This window comes from Flavobacterium franklandianum, from assembly GCF_007097365.1.
GTDB lineage: Bacteria > Bacteroidota > Bacteroidia > Flavobacteriales > Flavobacteriaceae > Flavobacterium > Flavobacterium franklandianum.
In genome coordinates this window covers 76,359-92,199 of the sequence record NZ_VJZR01000001.1, presented here as the reverse complement: position 1 = coordinate 92,199, position 15,841 = coordinate 76,359, and the positions used below count along the sequence as shown (strand labels likewise).

Genomic DNA, 15,841 nt, shown 5'->3' with positions numbered 1-15,841 from the left:
CTTTTAGGAATTGTTTTTCTCTCGTATTCGTTTGTAAAATTTAAAGCCAAACATAATCAAAATCGAAAACGACATAATTCCGATAACTCCATAAATCCAGTTTACAGCGTTTTTCAGAACGACTAAAAACACAACGGAAAATAATATGATTGTAGCACCTTCGTTCCACAAACGCATATAATTTGTGGTATATTTTACTTCGTCATTTTGCAATTCCTTATATATTTTGTGGCATTTGTAATGGTACAAATACAACACAAAAACAAAGCCAAGTTTTACGTGCATCCAAGGCATTTGTAACCAAGCATTTCCTGTTGGGGTAAAAAACAACATCCAAAAAGCAAAAATACTAGCCAAAACCGCTGATGGCCAAGTGATAATGTACCACAAACGATAGGTCATTATTTTGTATTGTTTTTGCAAAATTTCTTTTTCTGGCGAAGGTTTGTCGTTAGCTTCAATTTGATACACAAACAATCGAACGATATAAAAAAGTCCGGCAAACCAAGTGATGACAAAGATGAGGTGCAGGGATTTTAGGTAGTTGTATAGTTCCATATTTTTTGTTTAAACTTTTAAACATTTTTATTTAGCCCAATCATCGATCCAATTCCCAACCGTTTTACACCATTCATCACCATCATTCAAACAAGGAATTGCCATAAAATTTTCGCCTCCGTGTTCCTTGAATTGGTGGTTGGCTTCCATTGCGATTTCTTCTAATGTTTCCAAGCAATCCGAAACGAAAGCAGGCGTAACCACTGCCAAATTCTTGATGCCTTTCTCCGGCATTTTATTCACTTCGACATCGGTGTAAGGCGTAAGCCATTTGTCTCCGGCCAATCGAGATTGAAAAGTCTGGCTGTATTTTCCTTCGGGAATTCCTAATAGTTTTACCACTTGTTTCGTAGTTTCGTAACATTGGTGACGGTAACAAAATTCGTGCGCTGGAGAGGGCGTGTTGCAACAAGAACCGTCTATTTTGCAGTGTGATTTGGTCACGTCAGTTTTGCGAATGTGTCGTTCCGGGATTCCGTGATAGGAGAACAATAAATGATCGTATTCAAAACCTTCCAAATGCGATTGAATAGAATCGGCAAGGTTTTTCAAATAGTCGGGCTTGTTATAAAAAGCAGGAACAATCGTAAATTTCATTTCTGGAAAATACTTTTTTCTATGCTCTTCAGCCAATTCTAAAATGGTCGTTGTCGATGCCATTGCGTGTTGCGGATACAACGGGAAAAGCATTACTTCGGTTACGCCTTTGTCGTGTAATTCCTGTAATCCAGATAAAAGAGAAGGATTTCCGTAACGCATAGCCAATGCAACCGGAATGTCAACCAATTTTTTTACTTTTTCGTGCATTCTTTTGGAAATCACGACAAGCGGAGAACCTTCGTCCCACCAAATTTTGGCATAAGCCGCCGCCGATTTTTTAGGTCTAGTTTGAAGAATAATGCCACGAACTAGCAATGCTCGCAACAAAAACGGAACGTCTATAACGTATTTGTCCATCAAAAATTCGTCTAAATACGGTTTTACATCTTTTGCTGTTGGACTTTCCGGCGAACCGAGGTTGACTAATAATACACCTTTCATAATATCGTTTTATTTTTTTATAAAAGTAAACAAACTTACTTTTTGTAAATTGGGATTAACTATTTTTTATTGATTGTTGAATATAAGAAATTGATTAATCCATTAATTTTTTGAGTGTTTCTGCATCGGGTAATAATCCTTTGTATTCATTTGGTAAATCATTTTCGGTTTTATAAGTCGCAACGCCCATTGCTTTATTCACATCTCGAAAAGAAAATTCGACCACCTTATTGTTTTTTTCTTTGCAGAGAATAATACCCACCGATGGATTTTCGTGAGGCAGTTTTACCATTTCGTCCAATGCGGAAAGATAGAAATTCATTTTTCCTAAATATTCGGGTATGAATTTGCCTTTCTTTAAATCGAAAGCGACTAGACATTGCATTTTTCGATTGTAAAAAAGCAAGTCAACAAAATATTCGGTTTCATCTAAAATAAACCGATATTGATTGGCAATAAAAGCAAAATCAGTTCCCAGCGAAAGCAAGAATTTCTTGATGTTGCGAACAATTTCATTCTCAATTAATCTTTCATTTTCTTCTTCGGGATCTTCTATATTGATGAAATCTAATAAATATTCATCTTTAAACGCCACTAAAGCTTTGGCTCTTAAATCGTCTTGAGTAATTGCTTTGGCAAAATTATTAGGTAAAGTTCCTTGTTGTTGAAATAAATTTGATTTTAAATGGTATCTTAATGTGGTTACACTCCAAAATTCTGCAGCTGTTTTCTGGATGTAAAAAACCCGTTCTTCGATAGTTTTGGTTTTTGATAAAATTTCGAAATGATGTGTAAATCCGACCTTTTGAAACTCAATTACCAATTGGTTCGTTACTGACGAACCAATTATAAATAGTTGATTTTCATTATTTTGTGAATTATCTAATTGGTTCGTTGCTGACGAACCAATTGTAAAATAGCCAGACCAAGTTTCGTAAAAAAGCCTCATTTTTTTAATATTCGAAGCCGAAAAACCTCTCAAGCCTGGCAATTCATTTTGCAAATCGATCGATAAAATTTCGAGAACTTTTGCGCCCCATTTTTCTTGACGTGCTTTTTCTGAAATTAGTTTTCCTACTGCAAAATACAAACCGAGCATTTCTTTGTTTGCCAAAACAGCCACACGATACCTGCTGGCTAAAATAGCAGATTTTAATTGTTTTATAGTTTGCAAATGAGTGTTTTCAATCGTCATATTAAAGCTTATTAATTTTACAACTTAAGTATTCGGATTAAGAGCCATCAAATATTTTTTTGGAGTAGTGCCAAATTTCTTTTTGAAAGCTGCAATAAAATGGCTTCCGGTGCTGTAGCCAATTTTCAAACCTACTTCATTGACATTATAAGAACCACTGTCTAATAATTTTCGGGCTGAATTCATTTTATAGTCAAAAAGAAAGCCATAAACAGTATCTCCGTAAATTTGTTTGAAACCCATTTTTAGTTTCTTCAGGGTTAATCCAACTTCGTCGGCTAATTCCTGTAAACTGGGTGGTTCTGCGATATTAACAAGAACGAGTTCTTTGGCTTTTTTTATTTTTAAGACGTTTTCTTCATCAATCAAAAACGGACATTGTTCTGCGTTTGGATCTTCGGTTCGGTTGAAATAGAGACTCAATAATTCGTATCCCTTGCCTTTATAATACAAGTTTTTTATGGATGGATGCAAGTTGTAATGAAACAATTGGGTCAGTACAATTGCCATCGACGGACTGATGTCTCCTTCTTTATAATATTTTTTGTCTTTGTTGTCGTCACTCAAAAAAGTAATGTAATTGGCTTCGGAAGAAAACAAATTATGAAATTTTTTAATGGAAATAATCACCGAAATCACCCAAGAATTTGGAGCTATTTCTAGGTTCAAAGGCAATTCTTTTTGCGGATTATAAAGCAATAAAGATTTTTCTTCTTTTAAGTCCAAAGTATAACTTCCTTGATTGAAAAGAAATTTGGCTTTTCCTTTAAGACCAAAGTGAAATTGTATCAATCCGCTTTTTACTTCTCGTTGTGTACAATACACTTCGTCGCTGTCATTTTGAAAACGAAGTAGGGTAAAGTCGTCTTCAATTGTTATAATATCCTGTGAACTCATTGCGACATTTTTTTTAAATAATATGATAATTATCAGGTAATAGTTAATAAAAAAACAATATTTTTGTTTTACAAACACCTGATTTCATTACAAAAATAGTGTTTTTATAATTAAAATATTAGATTTATAAACAAAAATCATTTGGCGATACAAATAGTACTTTAAGCGTTGTTTTAATAAAAACAGTAGTTTTACCTTTGCCAATTGCATCAGAAAAATAATATATGGAAAACCTTAACATACCAAAACACAAAACTTTCTACTCCATAGGATTGAGTTACAAAAAGGCAGATGCCGAAGTGAGAGGTAAGTTTAGTCTTGATGCTAAAGCAAAAACCAGAGTTTTGCTCCAAGCAAAAGAAGAAGGTATCGAGAGTTTAATCGTGACATCTACCTGCAATCGCACCGAAATATATGGCTATGCCGATCATCCTTTCCAATTGATAAAATTGGTTTGCGAGAACAGTAATGGGTCGGTTGAAGAATTTCAAAAAGTAGGTTTTGTATATAAAAGTCAGGAAGCTATAGACCATATGTTCCGTGTAGGAACAGGACTAGACAGTCAAATTCTTGGTGATTTTGAAATTATTGGTCAATTAAAAAACAGTTTTGAAGAATCCAGATCAATGGGTTTAATCAATGCTTTTTTAGACCGATTGATTAATACTGTTATTCAAACCAGCAAAAGAATTAAAAACGAAACCGAAATTAGTTCGGGAGCAACTTCTGTTTCTTTTGCCGCTGTGCAATACATTATTAGAAATATTGAGGGCATTGGAAATAAAAATATTCTTCTTTTCGGAACTGGAGAAATTGGTAGAAATACTTGCGAAAACTTAGTAAAACACACTAAAAATGAGCAAATTACCTTGATAAACAGAACAAAAAGTACTGCCGAAATATTAGCAGGAAAATTGAATTTGGTGGTAAAAGATTATGCTGATTTGCATCTCGAATTACAAAAAGCTGACGTTTTAGTTGTTGCGACTGGCGCTCATAATCCTACTATCGATAAAACATTATTGAATTTAAAGAAACCACTTTTGATATTGGATCTTTCTATTCCGAAAAATGTTAATGCAAATGTGGAACAAATTTCAGGGGTGACTTTAATTCATATGGATTATTTGTCTCAAATGACCGATGATACACTCGAAAGAAGAAAACAACACATTCCTGCTGCCGAAGCCATTATCGAGGATATGAAATTAGAATTGAATACTTGGATGAATGGCCGAAAATATGCGCCAACCATTCACGCATTGAAAGCAAAATTAAATGATATTGTTGCCGGAGAATTGACTTTCCAACGTAAAAAATTATCTAATTTTGACGAAGAACAAGCCGAATTGCTTACTTCCAGAATTATCCAAAAAATCACCAATCATTTCGCGAGTCACCTCAAAGACGAAAACACTTCGGTTGACGACAGCATAGAATTTATCGAAAAAGTATTCCAAATAGGACTACAAACTCCTCAAAAAAAAACTTCACCGATCGAAGAAAAATACAAAATCACCCTTTCATAGTAAATATCTAAACAAACCTTAATATCTTTATGGTTTAAAAAAAGAAAAAAGGTTTAATGAATTCAAAAAAAACAATTCGAATTGGAACGCGCGATAGCGAATTAGCGCTTTGGCAAGCCCATACCGTTCAAAAAAAATTAAACGATTTAGGATATAAAACCGAAATTATTGCTGTAAAATCACAAGGCGATATTGTTCTAGACAAACCCCTTTACGAACTCGGAATCACTGGAATTTTCACAAAAACATTAGACATTGCTATGCTAAATGGCCAAGTCGATATTGCTGTGCATTCGATGAAAGACGTCCCAACGGCTTTGCCTATTGGGATTGTTCAGGCTGCAGTTCTCGAAAGAGCCAATACTTTGGATATATTAGTTCACAAAGGAAACCTCGATTTTCTGGAAGGAAACGGAACTATCGCCACCGGAAGTTTACGTCGTCAATCGATGTGGTTGAACAAATATCCCAATCATACTGTTGTCGATTTGCGTGGAAACGTGAATACTCGAATGCAAAAACTAACCGAAAGCGATTGGAGCGGAGCCGTTTTTGCAGCCGCAGGTTTAGAAAGAATTAACCTGAAACCAACCGATTTCATCAATCTCGATTGGATGATTCCAGCGCCAGCTCAAGGCGCAATGGTAATTGTAGCGATGGGAAATGACGATTTTGCTCTTGATGCTATTTCGCAACTCAATGATGTGGAAACTGAGATTTGCACCTATATAGAAAGACAATTCCTAAAAACGCTCGAAGGCGGTTGTACAGCACCAATTGGCGCATTGGCTAAGTATTGCGAAATAGAAGACACTTTTACTTTCAAAGGAGCTTTGCTGTCTATTGATGGAAAACAAAAATTAGAAATTGAAAAAATTGTGCCCGTCGAAGAATGGAAAAAATTAGGTTTCAATTGTGCCAATGAAATTCTGGAAAATGGTGGAGAGGCTTTGATGAAAATAATTAAGGAAAGTTTGAAGAAGTAAACAAGTTATGACCCAGTTGAACAAAGACATTTCGCCAGATGCTTACAACGAATTTCTTTCGGATGTGGCAACTGCTGTCCAACAACATCGGGTACAGGCGATTCAGTCGGTGCAAACTATTTCGAACCAATTGTATTGGAATATCGGCGAATTGATTATCAAAAAGCAAGAGGAATTTGGTTGGGGAAAATCGGTTATTTTATTATTGAGTCGAGATTTACCGCAGTTAATTGGAGAAGGAGTGAGTTGGTCGCCCCGAAATCTTCAATTTATGAAGCAATTAGTTGCAGAGTATTCAAATGTGAATCAAGCTGGTTCGCAATTAGAAAACACAAATGTGAAACCGCCGGTTTCACAATTAGAAAATGCAAATGTGAATCAAGCTGATTCACATTTGGAATATGTAAAAAAACTTATTGCTGCAACTCCTTGGCAACACAATGTTTTAATTCTTCAAAAGGTAAAAGAGCCTAAAGCAAGGATTTTTTATTTAGAACAAACCATTAAAAATAGATACAGTCGAGCGGTTTTATTACATCAAATTAAAGCAAACTCTTACGAACATTACACAACAAAACCATCACAGCATAATTTCGCAAAAGCCTTGCCCGAACATTTTCAGGAACAAGCACGGGAAAGCATAAAAAGTGTTTATAGTCTTGATTTTTTAGACATCAACAAACCCGTTACCGAAAAAGCATTAGAAAACACAATGGTCGAAAACGTAAAGCGACTGATGCTGGAATTGGGTTATGGATTTTGTTTCATTGGCAACCAATATAGACTTTCGTTGGGCGATAAAGATTATTATATCGATTTGCTTTTTTATCATAGAATCCTCAAATGTTTGGTGGCTGTAGAATTGAAAGTCGTAGAATTTGAGCCGGAATTTGTTGGGAAACTTGATTTTTATTTGCAATTGATGGACGAACAATTGAAACAATTTGATGACCAACCGAGTATTGGAATTTTATTAGTTCCTGAGAAAAACCATTTGGAAGTAGAATACACTTTGAGAAATGCGAATAAACCAATAGGAGTTGCCGAATACATTTTGAGCAAACAATTGCCAGAAGAAATGATTGGAAAATTACCAACAGTAGCCGAATTTCAACGTATTTTGATTTCTGAAACAAAACCAAACAAATAAAAAATGAGTACAACTAGCATTCTCTCCACAAAAATACTTTTGAGTCATCAAAAGCAAGCCTTATTAGACGCTGGTTTTTCAGTTACCGAAGCTAATTTTATAAAAACTGAAAACTCTGATTTTGATTTAAAAAAAATCAACGATAACCTGATCTTTACTAGTCAAAATGCAGCTCAAAGTGTGTTTCTTCATCCAAAAGTGGAAGAATTAATGTCCAAAAATGTATTTTGTGTTGGTATAAAAACCAAAGATTTATTAGAAGAAAACGGGTTTAATGTCGTTGTTTACGTAGATTACGCTTCCGATTTGGCCGAAATTATCACCTTGATTTATTCCAATGAAAGTTTTACTTTTTTCAGCGGAAATTTGCGAAAAGAAACTTTGCCAAAAGCACTGAAAGCGGCCAAAGTTAATTTCAATGAAATTCAGGTATACGAAACGACATTAACGCCACAAAAAATAAAAACTTCAGTCGATGGAATCCTGTTTTTCAGTCCGTCAGCCATTGAAAGTTATTTGAAGGATAACAAAATAAAAAACGAAATTTGTTTTTGCATTGGCGAAACCACCGCTGAAGCATTAGAAAAAACAACCAGAAATATAATAGTCGCCGATCAGCCTTCGGTTGATAATGTGATCGAAGATGTAATCGAAGAATATAAATAATCCCCCAAACCCCGAAAGGGGAATTAGAAAAAAAATAAAAAATGATAAAGAACGACCTATTTTTAAAAGCATTAAGAGGAGAAACTGTAGAACGTCCACCAGTTTGGATGATGCGTCAAGCGGGAAGATATTTGCCTGAATTCAGAGCATTGCGTGACAAATATGATTTTTTCACCCGTTGCGAAACGCCGGAATTAGCCGCAGAAATCACTGTACAACCTATTCGTATTGTCGGACCAGATGCTGCGATTTTGTTTTCGGATATTTTGGTAGTACCAAGAGCAATGGGAATTCACGTAGAATTGAAAGACAATTTGGGTCCCATTATTCCCAATCCTATTCGTACGATGGAGCAAGTAAACCAGGTGTATGTTCCAGATGTAAATGAAACTTTAGGCTACGTTTTTGATGCCATCAAATTGACTAAAGAAATGTTGAACGATGAGGTGCCATTAATTGGTTTCGCCGGTTCACCTTGGACGATTTTCTGTTATGCTGTGGAAGGAAAAGGTTCGAAAAGTTTTGATACTGCCAAAGGATTTTGTTTCTCAAACCCAGTTGCAGCGCATACTTTATTGCAAAAAATTACCGATACAACTATTTTATATTTAAAAGAAAAAGTAAAAGCAGGTTGCGATGCCATCCAGATTTTCGACTCTTGGGGAGGAATGCTTTCGCCTGTGGATTATCAGGAGTTCTCTTGGAAATACATCAACCAAATCGTGGATGCCTTGGCCGAAGTTACGCCTGTTATCGTTTTCGGAAAAGGATGTTGGTTTGCTTTGAATGAAATGGGGAAAAGTAAAGCTTCAGCACTTGGAGTAGATTGGACTTGTTCGCCAAGAAATGCCCGTTATTTGTCTGGTGGAAATGTAACGTTACAAGGAAATTTTGATCCGTCAAGATTACTTTCGCCAATTCCAACCATCAAGAAAATGGTTCACGAAATGATAGACGAATTCGGAAAAGACAAATACATTGCCAATTTAGGTCACGGAATTTTGCCAAATATTCCTGTGGATCACGCAAAGGCTTTTGTTGACGCGGTGAAGGAATACAGACAAAAGTAGTTTTAAAAAATGCTAAACAAAGGCTTACGAGATCAGGAAAGTATTCGAATTGACAATATTCTAAAAATGTTGAGATCGTTGACTTTTGTGCCTAAATTCTGGAATTTAGAAGACTTGTTGCAGTTAGAAAATGAGTTAAAAGATTTGGGAATGAATGTCGAAAGTCTTCGTGATTTCGACGAAAAGCAATTGATTTCTCACTTGGAACGCCTTCATTTTGACTGGAATCATTTCGAAATATTTGCCGATTTCTTGATGGCACTTTCGAAAGAAAATCAATTTGATTTTTCTGAAAAATCCATTGCCATTTATGATTATGTTCAACAGGAAAGCAAGACTTTTTCGTTTGAAATATTTAATAAGACAGCTGCTGCAAAAGCAAATTTATAATGATCAATAAATTCAAAACCTTCAAGACAAATTTTATTAAAATATAAAATTATGACCAAAGAAACCGCCATTAAACTATTCGAACAAAAACAAATTCGTTCTATTTGGATTGATGACGAAGAAAAATGGTATTTTTCTATTGTTGATGTATTACAAGTTTTGATTGAAAATGATCGACCAAGAAAATATTGGAGTGATTTAAAATCTAAATTAATAAGAGAAGGAAGTGAAGTGTCCGAAAAAATCGGACAGTTGAAACTACTTGCTGATGATGGAAAAATGCGATTGACCGATGTTGCCGATACCGAACAACTGTTTCGATTAATACAATCTGTTCCATCTAAAAAAGCAGAACCTTTCAAACTGTGGTTGGCTCAAGTGGGAAGAGAACGCATTGATGAAATTGAAGACCCTGAACTTGGTTTTGACAGGCTTATGGAAACTTATCTCAAAAAAGGATATTCCAAAGAATGGGTAAACCAACGTTTGAAAAGTATTGAAGTAAGAAAAGATCTTACCGATGAATGGGACAAACGAGGTGTGAAAAAAGGACAAGAATATGCCATTCTTACTGATGAAATCACCAAAGCTTGGAGTGGTTTATCGGTAAAAAAATACAAAAATCATAAAGGGTTAAAAAAAGAAAATTTGCCAGACAATATGAGTAATCTGGAATTAGTACTCAATATGTTGGCAGAAGCTACCACAACAGAAATTAGCAAGGAAAAGAAACCTAAAAACTTTGTGGAAAATAAAAAAATTGCTAAGCAAGGAGGCACAATTGCTGGAAATACACGCAAGCAAATTGAAGAAAAGACAGGAAAGAAAGTAGTAAATAAATTGAATGCTAGTGATTATTTGGAAAATAAAAAGGAATTGGAGTAATGAAAAATAAATTTTACCAATACATACAAAACCTTCAAGACCAAATCTGCAAAGGATTGGAAGATGCTGATGGTGCAACCAAATTCCGTGAGGATATTTGGGAACGACCAGAAGGTGGAGGCGGACGAACACGCGTGATTGAAAACGGAGCCGTTTTCGAAAAAGGCGGTGTCAATATTTCGGCAGTTCACGGAAAATTGCCTGACAGTATGCAAAAATTATTCAACGTGGGCGAAGCAGATTTTTTTGCTTGCGGATTGAGTTTGGTTTTGCATCCAAAAAGCCCAATGGTGCCAACGGTTCACGCTAATTGGCGCTATTTCGAAATGTATGATGATAACGGAAAAGTGATCCAGCAATGGTTTGGTGGGGGACAGGATTTAACGCCTTATTATTTGTTTGAGGAAGATGCAAAACACTTTCATCAGACTTGTAAAACCGCTTGCGACAAACACAATCCTGATTTTTATCCAAAATACAAAAAGCAATGTGACACCTATTTTTGGAACGCGCATCGCAATGAAGCACGAGGAATTGGTGGTTTGTTTTTCGATTATTGCAAAGCAAATGACGATATGTCAATGGAAAATTGGTTCAATTTTGTATCCGAAGTCGGTAACAGTTTCTTGGAAGCTTATGTTCCAATTGTTGAAAAAAGAAAAAATTTACAATATACTCCAGAACAAAGAACGTGGCAAGAAATCCGTCGCGGTCGTTATGTCGAATTCAATTTGGTACACGATAAAGGCACTTTGTTTGGATTGAAAACCAATGGCAGAATCGAAAGTATCCTGATGAGTTTGCCGCCACACGTTCAGTGGGTTTACGATCATCATCCAGAATCGGGAAGCGAAGAAGAGAAATTACTGAAAGTATTACAACAACCAATAGATTGGGTTTAAGCATAAAGTAAAACAACTTTAAACCTTAAACTTTTAAACAATTTAAACAAAATAATATGTTCCCATTACAAAGAGGCAGAAGATTACGTGTGAATGAAAGCATTCGTTCCTTAGTTCGCGAAACCACATTAAGTCCAACCGATTTTATGTTTCCAATGTTTATTGCCGAAGGCGAAAATGTAAAAGTTGCCATTCCATCGATGCCCGGAATCTTCCGACGTTCGATTGATTTAACGGTTGAAGAAGTCAAAGAAATTTATGTTTTAGGAATTCGTGCTGTAAACATTTACGTAAAAGTAAGCGAGAATTTGAAAGACAATGCTGGTGTCGAAGCTTGGAATCCCAATGGATTAATGCAACAAGCCATTCGCGCTATCAAAGCGGCTTGTCCCGAAATGATTGTAATGCCCGATGTGGCTTTGGATCCCTATTCTATTTATGGCCACGATGGCATCATCGAAAACGGTGATATTGCTAACGATGCCACTAATGAAGCATTGGTAAAAATGGCAGTTTCTCACGCTCAGGCTGGAGCCGATTTTGTAGCGCCAAGCGATATGATGGACGGTCGCGTTTTGCGTTTGCGCCAAGGATTGGATTCCGCAGGATTTCAGAATGTAGGTATTATGAGTTATTCGGCTAAATATGCTTCGGCTTTTTATGGCCCTTTTCGTGATGCTTTAGGCAGTGCGCCAAAAGAGGCAGATATCGTTGTTCCAAAAGACAAAAAAACCTATCAAATGGATTATGCCAACCGCATCGAAGCCATTCGTGAAGCCTTAATGGACGTAGAAGAAGGAGCTGATATGGTGATGGTAAAACCCGGAATTGCTTATCTTGACATCGTTCGCGAAGTGAGAAATGCCGTGAACGTTCCCGTAACTGTTTTTCACGTTTCTGGCGAATATGCAATGATAAAAGCCGCTGCCGAAAGAGGTTGGCTAGACCACGACAAGATTATGATGGAACAATTAATGTGTATAAAAAGAGCTGGAGCGAGTTTAATTTCAACCTATTTTGCTAAAGAAGCCGCAATAATTTTAAATAAATAAAAATGAAAAAAGTTATATTACCAATGTTATTGGCAGGAATGCTAACTATTGTTTCTTGCAAAAAAGACGGTTCAGAAGAATCCTTTGGCAAGCCTGAAACAACAACTGAGACAACATCCGAAATTCAAAAGCCAGAAGATTTAGGCAAGGAAATTTTTAATGGAAAAGGAGCTTGTATTGCTTGCCATAAACCCGATGTTAAACTCATTGGGCCAAGTTTACAGGTCATTGCCAAAACATATAAAGAAAAAAAAGGTGATATGGTAACTTTCCTTAAAGGCGAAGGGGAACCCATTGTAGATCCAACTCAATACGAACTGATGAAACCAAATTTAGTCATAACAAAGACTTTTTCGGATGAAGAATTAAAAGCTTTGGAAGCCTATATTTATACGAATTTGAAATAATTATTATCCTGAATTTGTCGGGAGAATTGTGATATCAATTCAATTATTAGAGATAAAAATCTAAACCATTTCAACTGAGATGGTTTTTTTTATTTACAAAAATCTGTATTCAAACCAAAAAAAACATATCTTTAAAATATGGAAACCACTTACATCAAAACTCCTTTAGGAATTGCCAAAATAATAGGAGACGAAAACGGTGTTTCAGTAATTTCCGTGTCCGATGAAGGCGACTCGACAGCAAAGCTCGAACAGGCGAAGCAAATGTCAGATTCTATTCCAAAAGTTTTACAAGAAGCTGCTTCTCAACTCAACGATTATTTCGAAGGAAAAAGAAACGATTTCACCTTCAAATTGAATACATCTGGGACTGAATTTCAACAAAAAGTTTGGAAAGGCTTACTCGAAATTCCTTTCGGGAAAACAATGTCGTATTTGGAACTATCGAAAAAATTAGGAGATGTCAAAGCCATTCGTGCCGTAGCTTCGGCCAACGGGAAAAATCCGCTTTGGATTGTCGTTCCTTGTCACAGAGTCATCGGTTCCGATGGTTCGCTTACGGGTTATGCTGGAGGATTGTGGCGCAAAAAATGGCTTTTGGAACACGAAAATCCCTCTAAGCAACAAGGGTTGTTTAGTGACTTATAAATTAAAAGTATATTTGAAATATAAAAAACTAGATTGACTATTATTCTGAAAACCTATTCAAAAAAAATTAAATATTTTTATCAATATCCTATGAAAAAAACTGTCTGTATTGTGCTATTTCTCTTTGAAACTTGTTTTATTTCTGCCCAAATTCCTTTATATAAAGATCCAAAACAACCCATAGATATTCGCGTAAGCGATCTCTTAAGTAAAATGACACTAGATGAAAAAGTAGCACAAACGATGAGTATATGGAAAAAACGGAACGAGTTTTTGTATGATGCCAATGGAAATTTTGATATTGAAAAAGCAAAAAAAAATCTGCCTTTTGGAATAGGAGAAATAAACCGTCCAAGCGAAAATCCAAATGGTTCTTTGAATGGAAGCTATGGCCGAAACCCAAAGCAGATGGCCGAAATTACAAATGCAATTCAAAAATTATTTGTCAAGAATACGCGTTTAGGCATTCCCGTTTTATTTCACGAAGAAGCATTACATGGTTTACCTGCCAAAGACGCTACTAGTTTTCCTCAGTCGATAGGGCTTGCCTCTACTTGGGATGATGAATTAATAAAACGCATTTTTACAACAGTAGCCGCAGAGGTTCGCTCTCGTGGAGCTCATCATGTTTTGGCTCCAGTAATTGATATTGCTCGTGATCCTCGATGGGGACGTTTTGAAGAAACCTATGGCGAAGATCCTTATTTGGTTTCTCGAATGGGTGTTGCCGCAGTAAAAGGGTTTCAAGGAGAGAATACGACAAACGGAATAGATAAAAGTCATGTTATGGCTACGCTGAAACATTTAACAGGACACGGACAACCTGAAGCAGGTAATAACACATCGCCTGCAAACTTGGGCGAGAGGGAAATAAGAGAGGCCTTTTTGCCCCCATTTTATGCGGCTATCAAAGAAGCAAACGCACAGTCTGTTATGGCTTCGTATAACGAAATTGATGGCGTTCCTTCGCATGCAAATGAGTTTTTGCTTAAGAAAATTTTGAAAGAGGAATGGGGGTTTAAAGGCCTAGTAGTTTCTGATTATGGTGCTATTTCGGAACTTCAAAGTCTCCATCATTTGACAGAAACACAAGCCGAAGCAGGAATTTTGGCATTCAAAACTGGCGTTGATATTGAAACTCCAGATATTACAACATACCAATATTTGAAACCAGCTGTTGAATCCGGAAAATTATCTATGGGTGTTCTTGATGAAACCGTATCTAGAATTTTAAAAGCAAAATTTTTAATGGGTTTATTCGAAAATCCTTATGTAGATGTTGTCAATGCAGAAGTAGTTTCAAACCTCGAATCAAGTAAGAAATTAGCAAAAGAAGCTGCCGATAAAGCAATTGTTTTGTTACAAAACAACGATGATTTTTTGCCTTTGGATTTATCCAAAATAAAAACATTGGCCGTTATAGGTCCTAATGCAAATCGCAAGCAATTGGGCGGGTATAGCGATTCTCCCAAATATGTAACAACTTTATTGGAGGGTATAAAAAACAAGTTTGGAGATAAAGTAAAGGTTTCTTATGCCGAAGGCTGCAGATTGATTGAAGAAAATGAATGGAACAGATGGTACAAAGATACTATAACGCCTACAGAAGAAAAAGACAATAAAGCCCGTATAGAAGAGGCTATTAAAGTTGCTGAAAATGCGGATGTCATTATTTTAGCATTAGGTTCAGACGAAGCATTAAATAGAGAAGGATGGGCAGAAAGTCATTTAGGAGACCGGTCAAGTATTGAACTTTTTGGTCAGCAAAATGAATTACTAAATAGATTGTCAAAATTAGGCAAACCTATTGTTGTTACTTTATTTAATGGAGCTCCATTGGCTATTCAAAATGTGCAAGAAAAAGCCAATTCGATTTTAGAATGTTGGTATTTGGGTCAAGAAGGGGGCAATGCCGTAGGGGATGTTTTGTTAGGAAATGTAAATCCAAGTGGCAAATTACCCGTTACTTTTCCTCGAACTACAGGTCAAATCCCAGCCTATTATAACCATAAATCAACGGCTCGAAGAGGGTATCACTTCGAAGAAAATTCCCCACTTTATAATTTTGGTTTTGGTTTAAGTTATACTCATTTTACTTATTCTAAACCAATTTTGAACAAGAATACTATCAAAATTGGTGAGAGTACATCTGTAAGCGTAACAATCACAAATTCTGGAAAAACGGACGGTGATGAAATAGTTCAAATGTATATTCACGATTTAGTAAGTTCAGTAACTGTTCCCGTAAAAGAATTGAAAGGGTTTAAGAGGGTTTCATTGAAAGCAGGAGAAAGTAAAACAGTTACATTCGACATCACACCAGATAAACTTTCGCTTTGGGATTTGTCGATGAAGTATACTACTGAAGCTGGAGATTTTGAGATTATGGCAGGTAGTTCTTCTGCGGATAATGACTTGCAAAAAGTGATTTTGAAAGTAGAAAATTGAGTGGTTTTTTGAACGAT

General features: G+C 35.9%; 16 protein-coding genes. 12 read left to right on the top strand and 4 right to left on the bottom strand.

Annotation, left to right across the window (positions count from 1 at the left end):
- Window positions 1-3: 3 nt before the first annotated feature.
- The 4 genes from FNW17_RS00425 to FNW17_RS00410 all read right to left on the bottom strand — a co-directional run bounded on the left by FNW17_RS00425 (window position 4) and on the right by FNW17_RS00410 (window position 3,691).
- Window positions 4-558 (bottom strand): CopD family protein, encoded by a 555-nt coding sequence (locus tag FNW17_RS00425; protein ID WP_143390454.1) that lies wholly within the window; start codon window positions 556-558, stop codon window positions 4-6.
- Window positions 559-585: 27 nt separating this feature from the next.
- Entirely contained in the window at window positions 586-1,599 is a 1,014-nt protein-coding gene (gene hemH, locus FNW17_RS00420) for a ferrochelatase (RefSeq protein ID WP_143390455.1), read from the bottom strand.
- A gap of 94 nt (window positions 1,600-1,693) precedes the next feature.
- Window positions 1,694-2,794 carry a PDDEXK nuclease domain-containing protein gene (locus tag FNW17_RS00415; protein ID WP_143390456.1) on the bottom strand — a complete coding sequence of 367 codons (1,101 nt, stop codon included), beginning with the start codon at window positions 2,792-2,794 and terminating at the stop codon, window positions 1,694-1,696.
- Window positions 2,795-2,818: 24 nt separating this feature from the next.
- Complete coding sequence (locus tag FNW17_RS00410) at window positions 2,819-3,691, bottom strand: helix-turn-helix domain-containing protein (RefSeq protein ID WP_144070615.1); 873 nt, start codon at window positions 3,689-3,691, stop codon at window positions 2,819-2,821.
- 224 nt (window positions 3,692-3,915) lie between these two features.
- Here FNW17_RS00410 and hemA point away from each other — a divergent pair, with 224 nt between their 5' ends.
- From hemA to FNW17_RS00350, 12 genes are all read left to right on the top strand, one after another.
- Window positions 3,916-5,220: a glutamyl-tRNA reductase gene (hemA, locus tag FNW17_RS00405; protein WP_143390458.1), complete on the top strand. Its 1,305-nt coding sequence runs from the start codon at window positions 3,916-3,918 to the stop codon at window positions 5,218-5,220.
- 56 nt (window positions 5,221-5,276) lie between these two features.
- Window positions 5,277-6,206: a hydroxymethylbilane synthase gene (gene hemC, locus FNW17_RS00400; protein WP_143390459.1), complete on the top strand. Its 930-nt coding sequence runs from the start codon at window positions 5,277-5,279 to the stop codon at window positions 6,204-6,206.
- 7 nt (window positions 6,207-6,213) lie between these two features.
- On the top strand, window positions 6,214-7,356 hold the full coding sequence (locus tag FNW17_RS00395) for a PDDEXK nuclease domain-containing protein (protein ID WP_143390460.1): 1,143 nt from the start codon (window positions 6,214-6,216) through the stop codon (window positions 7,354-7,356).
- A 3-nt stretch (window positions 7,357-7,359) separates the two neighbouring features.
- Window positions 7,360-8,022: a uroporphyrinogen-III synthase gene (locus FNW17_RS00390; protein ID WP_144070614.1), complete on the top strand. Its 663-nt coding sequence runs from the start codon at window positions 7,360-7,362 to the stop codon at window positions 8,020-8,022.
- Between the two features lie 41 nt (window positions 8,023-8,063).
- Window positions 8,064-9,092 (top strand): uroporphyrinogen decarboxylase, encoded by a 1,029-nt coding sequence (gene hemE / locus FNW17_RS00385; protein WP_143390462.1) that lies wholly within the window; start codon window positions 8,064-8,066, stop codon window positions 9,090-9,092.
- A 9-nt stretch (window positions 9,093-9,101) separates the two neighbouring features.
- Complete coding sequence (locus FNW17_RS00380; protein ID WP_143390463.1) at window positions 9,102-9,482, top strand: hypothetical protein; 381 nt, start codon at window positions 9,102-9,104, stop codon at window positions 9,480-9,482.
- Between the two features lie 51 nt (window positions 9,483-9,533).
- Window positions 9,534-10,367 carry a BRO-N domain-containing protein gene (locus FNW17_RS00375; RefSeq protein ID WP_143390464.1) on the top strand — a complete coding sequence of 278 codons (834 nt, stop codon included), beginning with the start codon at window positions 9,534-9,536 and terminating at the stop codon, window positions 10,365-10,367.
- Window positions 10,367-11,269: an oxygen-dependent coproporphyrinogen oxidase gene (hemF, locus tag FNW17_RS00370; protein ID WP_143390465.1), complete on the top strand. Its 903-nt coding sequence runs from the start codon at window positions 10,367-10,369 to the stop codon at window positions 11,267-11,269. The genes FNW17_RS00375 and hemF overlap by 1 nt, the downstream gene beginning before the upstream one ends.
- Before the next feature lie 56 nt (window positions 11,270-11,325).
- Window positions 11,326-12,321: a porphobilinogen synthase gene (gene hemB, locus FNW17_RS00365; RefSeq protein WP_144070613.1), complete on the top strand. Its 996-nt coding sequence runs from the start codon at window positions 11,326-11,328 to the stop codon at window positions 12,319-12,321.
- A 2-nt stretch (window positions 12,322-12,323) separates the two neighbouring features.
- Window positions 12,324-12,728, top strand: a complete 405-nt coding sequence (locus tag FNW17_RS00360; RefSeq protein WP_143390467.1) for a c-type cytochrome — start codon at window positions 12,324-12,326, stop codon at window positions 12,726-12,728.
- Between the two features lie 138 nt (window positions 12,729-12,866).
- Window positions 12,867-13,376, top strand: a complete 510-nt coding sequence (locus tag FNW17_RS00355; RefSeq protein WP_144070612.1) for a methylated-DNA--[protein]-cysteine S-methyltransferase — start codon at window positions 12,867-12,869, stop codon at window positions 13,374-13,376.
- 90 nt (window positions 13,377-13,466) lie between these two features.
- Window positions 13,467-15,824: a glycoside hydrolase family 3 N-terminal domain-containing protein gene (locus tag FNW17_RS00350; RefSeq protein ID WP_144070611.1), complete on the top strand. Its 2,358-nt coding sequence runs from the start codon at window positions 13,467-13,469 to the stop codon at window positions 15,822-15,824.
- Window positions 15,825-15,841: the final 17 nt, after the last annotated feature.